Below are 12,471 nucleotides of genomic sequence, written 5' to 3'. Positions count from 1 at the left end.
GGTATCGTTTCGGAACACGCAAGAAATGTGTATCTGTAAATTCTGACGTATTGGAGATTGTACATCCGTATGCGGCCTTTGCCCGCTAGGGAAGTCATATGCCTGATCGCCAATATGAAGAGCCCTCACTCGCCGAGATTTACGACCTCACCAGCGGCTGGTCGATCGACCGCGACTTTTATCTGGCCCTCGCCGGCAGCTCTCCTAGGCGGATTCTCGATCTCGGCTGCGGGACCGGGCTCCTATGCGATGCCTACGCCGCACTGGGTCACGACGTCACCGGCGTAGACCCGGCAAAGGCCATGCTCGACGTCGCCAAGCGCAAGCCGCATGGCTCCGAGGTTGAATGGATCGAGGCGAGCGCTCAAGAATTCCGATCGGAGAAGAAGTTCGACCTGATCATCATGACGGGCAACGCCTTTCAGGTCTTTCTGACCGACACCGACATTCTGGCGACGTTCGCGACCATGCGGGCGCACCTCGCCGACGATGGATTAATCGCCTTCGAGAGCCGAAACCCGGCCATTGACTGGCCGGTGAGATGGAACCGGGACTTTGAGCTCAGAACAGATGACACGATCATTCATCAGTCCCGCCGGGTGTTGAAGAAGGAGGGGGACCGTATCGCGTTCGGAACGCACTACCTGTTTCCCGACAAGAAGCTCGTTTCCTACAGTGAACTCCGTTGCCTGACACGATCGGAGATCGAGGACCGCCTGCTGCGAAGCGGCCTGAAGGTGCAGGCGGTTTACGGCGATTGGGAGTCGGGGCCATTTGACGGGACGACATCCGAGGACATGATCTTTCTCGTCAGATCGGCCTAATGCATGTTTCCTTAAATCGTACCCGATTTAAGGACAAAAACATGCAGCAATTCAAAGTGCTACAGCGTCCTTTGTGCGTCTGAAAAGACGCACGGCGCTGTAGCCGCGATCGACTCCCCGGTTCCGTCTGGCTGCCAGCGCCGGCCGGCAGCCCTATGGTTCAGAATATCTCCGCGACGGATTGTCCGAGCGCCATCGCGCCGGCATAGCGCGCTTGTGCGGCCGGTTGAAGCGGATGGTAGCGGGCGCCCTGGATGTCGCGAAAGCGCCGCTCGAGCCCGGCGGAGCGATAGAAGGCCGCGCCGCCGGCAAGTTCCATCGCCAGCTCCGTCGCCTCTATCGCATGGCGTGCGACCAGTGCCCGGCCGATCATCACCTCGTTGACGCTATCTGCCGACGGTTCGTTCCGTTGAGCGGTCTCGATCATCGAGCGATGGGCAAGCTGCGCCGCCCGCAGGCTGGTGTCCATGCGGCCGGCCAGATGCAGCAAATGCTCCGCCGCGGGTCGCTTGCGGGCCATCTCAATCGCGATGTCACGGGCGCTTTCCGCAATCCCCAGATAGACCGCGTAAATCAATGGAAAGGCGATCGTCGCGATGATCTGAAACACGGGATGCCACTCGCCGGCCGTCCTCGAAAACGCAACGCTGCCGTCGGCGACGAACAGCTTGTCGATGACCACGTCGTTCGAGCCTGTGCCGCGCATGCCCAGCGTGCGCCAGGTGTTCTCTATCCTTACCTCCGGCGCAGTCATCGGCACGCCGAAATGGATGACCTTGCGTTGGCCGTCCTCATCTTCGTGAATCGCCCCCGTCATCAGAATGTTGCCGGCCTCCGCTCCCGAGGTAAACGCCTTTCGCGCGGTGATGCGGTAGCCGCCATCTACCTTCTCAGCGCGGCCGGAGCCGCCGATCCAGTCCGATCCGCCGCTGGAAAGAAGGATGATGCGTTCCTGTGCCACCCTTTTGAGCAGCGGTTCGACCGCGGCGACACCCTGGTGCCGCCAGCGCCAAGCGGGAATAGCGACCTGATGGGTGTGCATGGCGAAGGCGAGCGCCGTCGATCCGCAGGCGTGCGCGAGCGTCCTGAGCATGGCCGCAAGCTCTTCGAGATCCGCGCCGCCCCCGCCGAGCTCGCCGGGAACTCCGGCCTCCACGAGACCGGATTCCTTCAGCAGCGCATAGTTTTCGCGCACGAAGTCGTCTGTCTCGTCTGCCGACGCGGCGTTTCCTTCAAGGGTCGGAACCAATCGGCTGGCGATCCTGACGGAGCGCGAGGTGCGACCGTCATCCTCCTCCACGACGGCTGCGGCATTCGTCGAAGCGTGCATGTTCATTCCTCCATTTACACCTGACGATCGCCAGTGTGCATGATGTCGGAAGCGGCCACTAGTTCAGGAAATGTACCGGCGCGAAGGAACCGTGACGTCGCCGCCGTGCAATTGGCGGCCCGGACGATCTGGCATATAGTGCCGCATGATCAGGGGACAATGGGGAATGCGGACATGCAGGACCACGGCGGCTATGGGCAGTTTTGCCCCGTATCCATGGCGTCCGAGATAATCTGCTCACGATGGACCACGCTGATCGTGAGGGAGTTGCTGTGCGGCTCGACCCACTTCAATGAACTCCGGCGCGGACTTCCAAAGATCTCGCCTGCCCTTCTTTCCAAGCGGCTGAAGGAACTCCAACAGGCCGGCGTCATTGCCGTCGAACGGCTGGACAACGGCGCGACCAAATATCGTCTTTCGGAAGCGGGCGAAGAGCTCAGGCCGGTGATCATCGGGCTGGGAAATTGGGCGCAGCGCTGGATCGAATCGCGGCTCTCGCTCAAGAATCTCGACCCCTCGCTGCTGATGTGGGACATCCGCCGCAATGTTCAGACCGATCATCTGCCCCGGCGGCGCTCAGCGATTCAATTTCTGTATCCCGAGCTGCCGGCGGGTCGGCGGGCGTGGTGGCTGGTGGTCGAAGACGGCACCGTGGACGTCTGCAATTTCGATCCGGGTTATGAAATCGATCTCGTCGTCACGACCTCACTGCGCACGATGACGGCGATCTGGATGGGCCTCACGACCGTCAAGGACGAGGTCGCGGCCGGCACCTTGGATGTCGAGGGCGATCGCAAGATAGCGGAACCGATGCAAGATTGGCTCGGCCTCAGCATCTTTGCCAAGGTCCCCCGCCGCGTTCAATGACGACGTGCGCTGGGGGTGCCCCGCATCCCACGTCTCTCCAAGATTTTCGCAACCGTCTACTCGCTCGAGCATGAACCCGACGCCCATTTGTATCGAAATGTATTCGACCGGGCAGCGGTTACATTCAAATACAGGTCTGGATGACTTACGACATACGAAGGCTACATCGGCGGGACATCGCTTGCCGAAGGCCCCTAATTGTTTTTGATAATCGACTTACAATTCAGAGCGAGGAGATCGCGAAATGGAGCACATCGACCACATCTTGATCGTCGATGACGACCGCGAAATCCGGGAGCTCGTATCGGCTTATCTGAAAAAGAATGGTCTGCGCGTCACCGCTGTGCCCGACGGTCGACAGATGCGCGCATTTCTCGAGGCCAATGCCGTCGACCTTATCATTCTCGACATCATGATGCCGGGCGACGACGGTCTTGTGCTGAGCCGCGAGTTGCGCGCGGGCGGGCACAAGGCCACGCCGATCGTCATGCTGACCGCCCGCACGGACGAGATGGACCGCATCATTGGCCTCGAAATGGGGGCCGACGACTATCTCGCCAAGCCGTTTTCGGCGCGCGAACTGCTTGCCCGCATCAAGGCCGTTCTCCGCCGCACGCGAATGCTGCCGCCAAACTTGCAGATCTCGGAGGCCGGTCAGTTGCTGCGTTTCGGCAAATGGAAACTCGACACGACGGCACGGCATCTCGTCGACTCCGACGGCACGGTGATTGCGCTCAGCGGCGCAGAATACCGCCTTCTGCGCGTCTTCATCGACCACCCCCAACGCGTGCTCAACCGGGATCAGCTCCTCAACCTGACGCAGGGACGCGATGCCGAGCTCTTCGACCGCTCCATCGATCTCCTCGTCAGTCGGGTCCGTCAGCGCCTCGGCGACGATGCCCGGGAGCCGACCTATATCAAGACCGTCCGCAGCGAAGGCTATGTCTTTTCCATGCCGGTGGAAATCGTGGAGCCGCGCTGATGGCGACGGCCGCACCAATCAAAGGAATTCGTCTATGGCCTCGCACACTCAGGGCGCGGCTATTCATTATTCTTCTTGCCGGTCTGGCGATGGCGCACGCCATGTCGTTCGCAGTGCTGTTTTCCGAGCGCTACGTCGCGGCCAGATCGGTGATGTTCAATACGCTCGAAACCGACGTCGCGACATCGATCGCCATCCTCGACCGGCTCCCCGCTGCCGAACGTGCCGCCTGGCTCGATCGACTTGCTCGCGGCTCTTACCGGTTCGTTCTGGGGCCGGGGCTCCCCGGCAATCCTGTACTCGCTCCGGCCGACGCCGAGGTCGCCTCCAAGATCCAGGCAGCAATAGGCGCAAAATACCCGATCGAGGTTCAGTCGATCCCGGGAGCAGCCCGCCATCTTCAGGCGCATCTTCGCTTGAGCGACGGCGAACCACTGACTATTGACGTCACGCCGCGGGGCGTCATGCCGGTGGCCGACTGGCTGCCCTACGTGCTCATTGCGCAGCTTTCGCTGTTGGTATTGTGCAGCTGGTTCGCCATGCGCCAGGCCATCCGTCCTCTTGCCAACCTGGCGAGCGCCGCCGACACGCTGGACCCGAACAGCAACACGCCGCGTCTCAGCGAGACCGGGCCGACGGAAGTGGCCTATGCGGCAACGGCGTTCAATGCGATGCGGGATCGTATCGCACAATACCTCGAAGAGCGCGTGCAGATCCTCGCGGCGATCTCGCATGATCTGCAAACACCGATCACCCGCATGAAGCTCCGCGCCGAAATGGCCGAAGATTCCATCGATAGGGACAAGCTGGTCCAGGACCTCGGCGAAGTCGAGCGTCTCGTCAAGGAAGGGGTCGCCTATGCACGCAGCGCCCACGGCAATGCCGAAAAGGCCACCCGCGTCGATCTCGCCTCGTTCATCGAAAGTCTGGCCTATGACTATCAGGACACCGGCAAGGCGGTCACGATCGGCGAATTGGGCGGCGGCGCAGTCGTGACCCGGCCGCACGCGTTGAGGCGGATACTCACCAACCTGATCGACAATGCGCTGAAATTCGCCGGCAGTGCGGAAATCGAGGTTCAGCGCCGCGACGGCACCGTATTCATAAGGGTGCTTGATCGCGGTCCGGGCATCCCGGACAGCCAGTTGCAGGCGGTCCTGCAACCCTTCTTCCGCCTGGAGCAGTCGCGCAACCGCGACACGGGCGGGACGGGTCTCGGGCTCGCGATCGCCCAACAGCTCGCGACCGCGATCGGCGCCACGCTCACCTTGCGCAATCGCGACGGCGGCGGCCTTGTGGCGGAAATCGCGCTGCGCCAATAGTGCATGTCGCCCAAAAGTGTGCAGCGGTTTTGGGACAGCGACATGCGCAAAAACAAGGACCCTAAAGGGCGTCGCATGAATTCGATTGAACGCGACGCGCTTTACTGCATGTTTCCTTGAAACGTACCCGATTTAAGGACAAAAACATGCAGCAATTCAAAGTGCTACAGCATCCTTTGTGCGTCTGAAAAGACGCACGGCGCTGTAGTGCCCCCAAACACGGCAGGGCAGCCTGGCCGCCCTGCTCTGGCATGCATTTATGCAGTCGCCGCTTACGCCGGCTGCGGCTCGCCGGTCTGCTCGCGGATCATGTACTCGGCGTACCAGGTCGGCCAGTCCTCGTCCCTGCGGCCGAGTTGCTTCTCATATTCGCCATGGGCGGCCTCGGCACGGCGGAACGCGCTCGCGAGATCAGCGACCGACGCGAACGTCGTGGTGCTCGCGTCAATCCGCCCGGGCAATCGCGTGGTGACCTCCTGGAAAAGCCATCCGTTGCCATCCGGATCGCTGAACGACGCGTAGGAACGGTAGCTCCGGTGCTCGGGATCAGCACCGCCAACCCGGAGCCGGCCAAAGAGATAGGGCTCGTCGTCACCGGCGTGTACGTCGCCCGCATGGAATACTTCGCTGATGGCGACGCCGCGGCGACGCACGTCCTCGCGGGCAGCCTCTATATCGGAAACGATGAGGTACAGCCCCTGCGCGGAGCCCGGTTCCGCGTCGGTCACATTCTTTCCGAAGATGACCGAGGCGCCGGAACCGGGCGGAGTGAACTGGATCACGCGGTAGCCGTCATCGCCGGCAAAATCGGCATCGAGCCGCCAGCCGAGGCTTGCGTAGAATTCCTTGGCGCGGTCGACATCCGACACCGGGACGACGATAACCTCGAGCTTCATGTTGATCGGCCGCGCTTTTTCGCTGTTGATTGCAGTGGTCATGCTTTTCTCCTTGAGTTTGGGAGGCGCAATGCGCCGGTGCAAATTGGCGTGCCGCGATCTGAACGCTGCCTTGGGAGCGAAAATCGCCGGCTGTCCGCCCCGACCGAAATTCGTCCGGCCGGGGCATCTTCTTCAGTGTCAAACGATGTTGATTGCGACCTCGATATTGCCGCGCGTCGCCTTGGAATAAGGACAGATCTGATGCGCCCTTTCGACCAGCGCCTGTGCCGTGTCGCGGTCGATGCCCGGCATACTCACATTGAGCCGTGCCTGCAGCGAATAGGCGCCGGCACTGTTGCGAAGATCCACTTCGGCATCCACCGCCAGATCGGCCGGAAGTGTTATCTTCCGCTCACTGGCCGCCAGTCCGATGGCCCCGATGAAGCAGGCCGACCAGCCGGCTGCGAAGAGTTGCTCTGGGTTTGTCCCGGGCTTCGAGCTGCCGGGTGAGGAAAGCTTGATGTCCAGGCGCCCGTCAGAACTGCGGGATGCGCCTTCACGGCCACCGGTGGTGTGCGTCTTGCCGGTGTAAAGTACCTTTTCGATCTCGGTCATGGTGTCCTTCCTTCGACAGAGTTGATGACGCCGAGGCCCAATTGGCTTGTCCGACGGTCGAGGCACACATGCCGCTCCGCACGTGTATGGAATGTTTCGTGACCGGGCGAAAAAGTAAGCGAATGCTGGCAAAATGCGGAACGGACACACTGCGATACGAAAGCGCTGTCACAAGCGACGCGTGAAAGCGCAGAGCAAAGCGCATGGGGGCGCAAAAGTGCGTCGCGCTTTGAACACGAGATGCATGAAAACAAAAATCTAAAACGCGTCGCGCATTGGTGAACGCGGACGCGCTCTACTGCATGTCTCCTTAAATCGACCTCGATTTAAGGAGACATGCAGCAACTCCAAGTGCTACAGCGACCTTTGCGCGTCTGATAAGACGCGCGGCGCTGTAGAAGTCTACTGCGATCCCGGCGCGCCTGAAAGGAGGCGACCGTGCTGCGCGGCAAAAGTGATCAGAAACGATCGACGTCAATCACCGCCTGGGCGAAGGCCTGCGGCGCTTCTTGGGGAAGGTTGTGGCCGATGCCGCCCGTGATCAGCCGATGCTCGTACTTGCCCGAGAACTTCTTGGCATAGGCTGCAGGCTCTGGATGCGGGGCGCCATTGGCATCGCCCTCCAGCGTGATCGTCGGCACGCTGATCAGCGGGAACTTGGCGAGCCGCTCTTCCAGCTCGTCGTATTTGCGCTCGCCCTCGGCGAGACTAATCCGCCAGCGGTAGTTGTGGATCGTGATATCGACGTGATCCGGGTTCTCGAAAGCGGCCGCGCTGCGATCGAACGCGGCGTCGTCGAAGTTCCATTTCGGCGACGCGAGCTGCCAGATGAGTCTCGCGAATTCATTGCGGTTCTGTTCGTAGCCCGCGCGCCCGCGCTCCGTGGCGAAATAGAACTGGTACCACCAGGCAAGTTCGGCCTTCGGCGGCAAGGGCTTTTTATTGGCTTCACGGCTGCCTATGAGATAGCCGCTCACGGAAACCATGGCCTTGCAGCGCTCCGGCCAGAGCGCGGCAATGATGTTGGCGGTCCGCGCCCCCCAATCGCATCCGGCGATAACGGCCTTCTCGATCCGGAGCGCGTCCATCAAGGCGATGATGTCGGCGGCAATCGCCGACTGCTGGCCATTGCGCGGAGTATCGGGCGAAAGGAAGCGCGTCGTGCCATAGCCGCGCAGATAGGGAACGATAACGCGATAGCCAGCCGCCGCCAGCAGCGGCGCCACATCGACGTAGGTGTGGATGTCGTAGGGCCAGCCGTGCAGCAGGACGACCACAGGCGCATCGTCCGCGCCCAGCTCGGCGTAGCCGACGTTCAGGACACCCGCGTCGACCTGCTTGATGGAGGCGAAGGATGTGTTCGTCCCCAGCGTGATCGCCGGAATGGCCGATTGCGCTCGCGCTGCGCCCATCATACCGAGTTGCGCGGCAGCGGCCGTCAGCGCCGCCACGCCCATGAACCGCCGCCGCGGCAGATTGATTTCCCCAATCATCGATCGTCTCCGGACTATGTGAAACACAATCCTGGAATGCGATATCCATGTATCGCGACTGTGACGTCGCCGGACGGACATTGAAAGCCTGTGTAGGGATCAAGGCGCTCGATACAGTGAGTTACAATTCCCCAGTGCTTTAATCTTTATGGCGCGGACGCGCTCTCGCGCGCATTCCGCCGGATTGTTTGCGGAGGCTGTCCGAGTGTGCGAAGAAAGGCCCGACGCATGCGATCGGGATCGGCAAAACCGGTTTCCTCCGCGATCACGTCCATGGAATGGCGGCCCTGCTCCATCATCAGCCGCGCCGCCTCCACGCGCAGGTTCTCCACTGCCTTGGCGGGCGACTGTCCCGTCTCGGCCCGAAATGCCCGGCTGAACTGGCGCGCGCTCAAGCCCGCCGCATCGGCCAGCTCTTCCACCGACAACACACCGCGAAGGTTGGCCTTGGCATAGTCGATCGATCTCTGGATCCGGTCCGACTTCGGCTCGAGCTCGAGCAATGCGGAAAACTGCGATTGGCCGCCGGCACGCCGATGATAGACGACGAGCTTGCGGGCGACCGAGCGGGCGACGTTCTGGCCGTGGTCCTTCTCGATCATCGCGAGCGCGAGGTCGATGCTCGCCGTCATACCAGCCGACGTCCACACGCTGCCGTCGACGATGAAGATGCGGTCTTCCTCCACCCTCACCGCCGGGAATCGCTCCTGCAATTGGCGCGCAAAGGCCCAATGCGTCGTCGCCCGGCGCCCGTCGAGTAGGCCCGATTCCGCAAGGACGAAGGCACCGGTACACGGCGCTGCCACCCGCCGCGAGGTTACAAGCGTGTGGCGCGCGAATTCGATCAATCCCGGCGTCATCGGCTCGATCGTCGCGCCGGCCCCGAACATCACGGTATCGTAGCACGTGTCGTCAAGCGCTTTCGTGATCACACCGAAACCGGCGGACGACTTGACCTCGCCGCCAAACTCCGAAAGGAGCTCTACCTCGTAAGCCGGCTCTCCGAGCGCCAAATTGGCCATCTCGAAGGCGGTAACTGCAGCGAAGCCCATCAGTTGGAATTTTGGAAATACGACAAAGCCGATCAGATGCATGGGGCAAATCCCTGTCCGGAATTACTGGGTATAGGATATTTGCGCCATGATATAAATCCCTATGATGCGGAGGCGGGACGCGCCCGAGGGCGCGCGCCGCCCGACTGCTCTTCGAGAGCAGCGTTACTCTGCGACCCGATATCTCGCGGCGGGTGCGCTCAGGGAGAGGTGCGGGATGAGCTTCTGTCGCGCCGCTTCGTAAGCCTGCCAATCGGCTGCGTCCGGGAGCGAGGGAATGGTGATTTGTTCGCCGAAATCGAAGCCGGCGAGGGCGGCGTCCACCATGTCCTCGGCGGGCATGACGATCTCACTTGGCACATGCTCCAGGGGCGTACCGGCAGTGCCCCAGAAGTCGGTCGCCGTCGCACCCGGGAGAACGGCTTGGATGCGGATGTTCTTGTCGGCGAGCTCCTTCTGCAGCGACAGGGTGAAGGCGAGCACGAAGGCCTTGCTGCCGCCGTAGACACCGTTCAGCACTTCCGGCGCGATACCGACGATCGAAGCGATGTTGATGATCGCGCCGCCCCCGCGCGAAACGAAACCGGGGACCGCTGCGTAGGTCAGCCGCGTCAGCGCGTTGACGTTCAGCGTGATCATCTCTTCCATCTTGTCGACGTCGGACGCGAGCAGCGGAGCGGTCGCGCCGACACCGGCATTGTTGACCAGCATGGTGATGCCGGCATCGGTCTGAAGCACCTTCTCGATGCGGTGGAGATCGGCTTTGTTGCCGAGGTCCGCCGCAACGACTTCGATGGCGCGACCGGTATCGTCGGTAAGACGCTTGGCCAGTTCATTGAGGCGGGCCTGGTTGCGGGCGACGAGGATCAGATCATATCCCCTGCGCGCCAGGCGATCGGCATAGATCGCACCGATGCCGGAGGAAGCGCCGGTAATCAGCGCGGTACCTTTCGAGTGTTGGGTCATGAGAGGCTCCATTCCGTTGGATTTGGAGCCTCCATACTAGAGTGAAACCGCCATGTCTCAAATGTCGTATATCCGGCACTTTAGGACATTCCGGTCATTCAGGGCAGCGGGGTTGGTATGTCCAACGCCGGCGCGACCCGAGCGGAGGGCGCATCAGCCGGAGGCGTCGGCCCGGCGAAGAGCGCCGCGATTGCGGGCGGATCCCGTGGATCCCTGTCCCAGGCGCAGGCGCAGCGGCGAGCGCGACCACTGCAACGAACGTCATGAGAATGCGCATCGAACTCTCCCTTTTGCTGCCGGCGATCCGGACCAGATCAGACGGCGCGCCGCTCATCCGAATGTGAAAACAAAGGCTTCGACACCTGGATCAAGGAAGCGGATCTCGAACGTCCGCTCCCGCACCTCTCCTGACTGGCGCACAAGCTGATAGAGGCGCGTCTCGGTCACCGTTCCGTTGCCTCCGGCGTCGATGTCCGAACCGTGATCCGGACCCGGGGCGACTCCGTCGACTGCAACTTGGAAGCGCACCTTCCCGGCTTTTGCTCCCGGTCCAAGAACAAGGTGCAGGTCGCGCGCGCTGAACCGGTAGGTGATCGCTCCGCCGGCCTGATTGAGCGTTGCCTGCTCGGCTCCGATTGTCCAGTTGCCGGCGAGACCCCATTGATTGAGCCGCGGCCTTCCGACGGTATAGTCGCGCGCTTCATCGGCGGAGACACCCTCGGGCGACGCGAAGTTTCCGGCACGCATGTAGCCGACATAATCCTCGCCGGACTGGAGATTGGCGAAATCAGGAGCGGCTTCGGCGCCCTTCGCGTCGGGCTTAACAACACCGCCGTCAGTCCTGCGGCTGCCTGCCGCTTCCGCCAGCAGTTCCTGAATGACCCGCTCGGACGTCTCATAATCACCCTCACCGAAGTGATGGTGCCTGATCCGTCCTTCCGCATCGATGAAATAATGGGCCGGCCAGTAACTGTTGCCGAAAGCGCGCCAGATCGCGAAGTCGTTGTCGATCGCGACCGGATAGCCGATTTCAAAATCCCGTACCGCCCGCTTCACGTTGTCGATCCGCTTCTCGAAAGCGAATTCGGGGGCATGGACGCCGATCACGACCAGGCCCTGATCCCGGTACTTTTCCGCCCAGGCGCGAACATAGGGGATCGTTCGGATGCAATTGATGCAGGAGTAGGTCCAGAAATCGACGAGCACGACCTTGCCGCGAAGCTGCTCTGCCGTCAGCGGCGCGGAATTGAACCACTCCACGGCGCCGTCGAGCGGCGGGAGGGTGCCCTCAACCGGCAGGTTGCTTTTGAATGCTCGCGGCGCATCATTGGCGGCGGGCGCCACGCGGTTAATCGCCGCTGCGCCGGCCGCTCCGACGGAGTTGCCGCTTAGGCGGTCCAGAAGCGACTGCTCGATGGTCGTTGTGCCCGCAAAGGACAGTCTAGCGAGAAGCCCTGTGTCGAGGCCGAGCGCAATCGCAGCAACGCCCGCAAGCACGGCGACGCCAAGGCCCTGTCGCAGCCGCTCGCCAAGCCCGAGCGATCGCTTCATCGCCGCGAACACTCTTCCTCCAGCGAGTACCGCAATCGCCAGCGAGGTTGCCGCGCCCGCGGCGTAGGCCGTGAGCAGGAGCGTCGTTCCGACATTGGCACCGTGGAGCGCGGCGCCGGTCAGGACCAGCCCCAGAATCGGACCCGCGCAGGGTGCCCAAAGAAGCCCGGTCGCAGCGCCGAGAAGCAGAGATGCTCCAACACCAGCCTCCTGCCCGGCCGCCCTTTGCGAGAGCCGGTTGCCAAGCGCGACTGCCGGACGGGTGACCATGGCCGCGATCCGAGTCGAAAGCAGAGTAACGCCGAAGACGGCGAGCAGTGCGATCGCCGCATGGCGGCCGAACTCATTCGCCCGCACGGCCCAGTCTCCGCCCAAGGCGGCGAGCGTTGCGACGCCCGCGAATGTCACGACCATGCCGAGAAGCATTGGAAGGACGCTTGTCGTGAATGGCTGGCCAGCCCGAGAAAAGACGAAGGGCAGGACAGGAAGGATGCAGGGGCTGACAATGGTCAGCGCACCCGCGATGTAGGTAATAATGAAAAGGATCATCGTCGTCCCTCTGCAGTGGACCAACGCGTTTTTGCTGCGTTG

At 62.1% G+C, this 12,471-nt stretch carries 11 protein-coding genes; 4 read left to right on the top strand and 7 right to left on the bottom strand.

Going from position 1 to position 12,471, the window contains the following annotated elements; translation table 11 throughout:
- The first annotated feature begins 98 nt into the window (after positions 1 to 98).
- The gene (locus M728_RS25005; RefSeq protein WP_026620463.1) at positions 99 to 824 is read left to right on the top strand and encodes a class I SAM-dependent methyltransferase; all 726 of its coding nucleotides are present in this window, start codon (positions 99 to 101) and stop codon (positions 822 to 824) included.
- Between the two features lie 160 nt (positions 825 to 984).
- Here M728_RS25005 and M728_RS25000 read toward each other — a convergent pair whose 3' ends face one another.
- The gene (locus M728_RS25000) at positions 985 to 2,154 is read right to left on the bottom strand and encodes an acyl-CoA dehydrogenase family protein (protein WP_034884091.1); all 1,170 of its coding nucleotides are present in this window, start codon (positions 2,152 to 2,154) and stop codon (positions 985 to 987) included.
- Between the two features lie 174 nt (positions 2,155 to 2,328).
- On the opposite strand from M728_RS25000, the gene M728_RS24995 reads away from it, so the two are divergent.
- From M728_RS24995 to M728_RS24985, 3 genes are all read left to right on the top strand, one after another.
- A complete protein-coding gene (locus tag M728_RS24995; RefSeq protein WP_026621988.1) occupies positions 2,329 to 3,021 on the top strand; it encodes a winged helix-turn-helix transcriptional regulator in 693 nt (230 codons plus the stop codon).
- 244 nt (positions 3,022 to 3,265) lie between these two features.
- Complete coding sequence (locus M728_RS24990; protein ID WP_026621987.1) at positions 3,266 to 4,003, top strand: response regulator; 738 nt, start codon at positions 3,266 to 3,268, stop codon at positions 4,001 to 4,003.
- Positions 4,003 to 5,325 carry an ATP-binding protein gene (locus M728_RS24985; protein ID WP_026621986.1) on the top strand — a complete coding sequence of 441 codons (1,323 nt, stop codon included), beginning with the start codon at positions 4,003 to 4,005 and terminating at the stop codon, positions 5,323 to 5,325. Before M728_RS24990 ends, M728_RS24985 begins: the two co-directional genes overlap by 1 nt.
- Before the next feature lie 272 nt (positions 5,326 to 5,597).
- On the opposite strand, the gene M728_RS24980 is transcribed toward M728_RS24985, so the two are convergent.
- The 6 genes from M728_RS24980 to M728_RS24955 form a co-directional block, all read right to left on the bottom strand.
- Positions 5,598 to 6,263 (bottom strand): VOC family protein, encoded by a 666-nt coding sequence (locus tag M728_RS24980; RefSeq protein ID WP_026621985.1) that lies wholly within the window; start codon positions 6,261 to 6,263, stop codon positions 5,598 to 5,600.
- 138 nt (positions 6,264 to 6,401) lie between these two features.
- Positions 6,402 to 6,818, bottom strand: a complete 417-nt coding sequence (locus tag M728_RS24975; protein WP_026621984.1) for an organic hydroperoxide resistance protein — start codon at positions 6,816 to 6,818, stop codon at positions 6,402 to 6,404.
- Positions 6,819 to 7,276: 458 nt separating this feature from the next.
- Positions 7,277 to 8,311 carry an alpha/beta fold hydrolase gene (locus tag M728_RS24970; RefSeq protein ID WP_026621983.1) on the bottom strand — a complete coding sequence of 345 codons (1,035 nt, stop codon included), beginning with the start codon at positions 8,309 to 8,311 and terminating at the stop codon, positions 7,277 to 7,279.
- Between the two features lie 146 nt (positions 8,312 to 8,457).
- Positions 8,458 to 9,405, bottom strand: coding sequence for a GlxA family transcriptional regulator (locus M728_RS24965; protein ID WP_026621982.1), 948 nt, complete (start codon positions 9,403 to 9,405; stop codon positions 8,458 to 8,460).
- Between the two features lie 123 nt (positions 9,406 to 9,528).
- On the bottom strand, positions 9,529 to 10,329 hold the full coding sequence (locus M728_RS24960; protein WP_026621981.1) for an SDR family oxidoreductase: 801 nt from the start codon (positions 10,327 to 10,329) through the stop codon (positions 9,529 to 9,531).
- 330 nt (positions 10,330 to 10,659) lie between these two features.
- The gene (locus tag M728_RS24955) at positions 10,660 to 12,429 is read right to left on the bottom strand and encodes a cytochrome c biogenesis protein DipZ (RefSeq protein WP_026621980.1); all 1,770 of its coding nucleotides are present in this window, start codon (positions 12,427 to 12,429) and stop codon (positions 10,660 to 10,662) included.
- Between the last annotated feature and the right edge of the window lie 42 nt (positions 12,430 to 12,471).

The organism is Ensifer sp. WSM1721 (assembly GCF_000513895.2).
GTDB lineage: Bacteria > Pseudomonadota > Alphaproteobacteria > Rhizobiales > Rhizobiaceae > Sinorhizobium.
This window is presented reverse-complemented; position numbering and strand designations above follow the sequence as displayed.

Coding starts and splice junctions, on each gene's coding strand:
- M728_RS25005 (WP_026620463.1), top strand. CDS start 99: ATGCCTGATCGCCAATATGAAGAGCCCTCACTCGCCGAGATTTACGAC.
- M728_RS25000 (WP_034884091.1), bottom strand. CDS start 2,154: ATGCACGCTTCGACGAATGCCGCAGCCGTCGTGGAGGAGGATGACGGT.
- M728_RS24995 (WP_026621988.1), top strand. CDS start 2,329: ATGCAGGACCACGGCGGCTATGGGCAGTTTTGCCCCGTATCCATGGCG.
- M728_RS24990 (WP_026621987.1), top strand. CDS start 3,266: ATGGAGCACATCGACCACATCTTGATCGTCGATGACGACCGCGAAATC.
- M728_RS24985 (WP_026621986.1), top strand. CDS start 4,003: ATGGCGACGGCCGCACCAATCAAAGGAATTCGTCTATGGCCTCGCACA.
- M728_RS24980 (WP_026621985.1), bottom strand. CDS start 6,263: ATGACCACTGCAATCAACAGCGAAAAAGCGCGGCCGATCAACATGAAG.
- M728_RS24975 (WP_026621984.1), bottom strand. CDS start 6,818: ATGACCGAGATCGAAAAGGTACTTTACACCGGCAAGACGCACACCACC.
- M728_RS24970 (WP_026621983.1), bottom strand. CDS start 8,311: ATGATTGGGGAAATCAATCTGCCGCGGCGGCGGTTCATGGGCGTGGCG.
- M728_RS24965 (WP_026621982.1), bottom strand. CDS start 9,405: ATGCATCTGATCGGCTTTGTCGTATTTCCAAAATTCCAACTGATGGGC.
- M728_RS24960 (WP_026621981.1), bottom strand. CDS start 10,329: ATGACCCAACACTCGAAAGGTACCGCGCTGATTACCGGCGCTTCCTCC.
- M728_RS24955 (WP_026621980.1), bottom strand. CDS start 12,429: ATGATCCTTTTCATTATTACCTACATCGCGGGTGCGCTGACCATTGTC.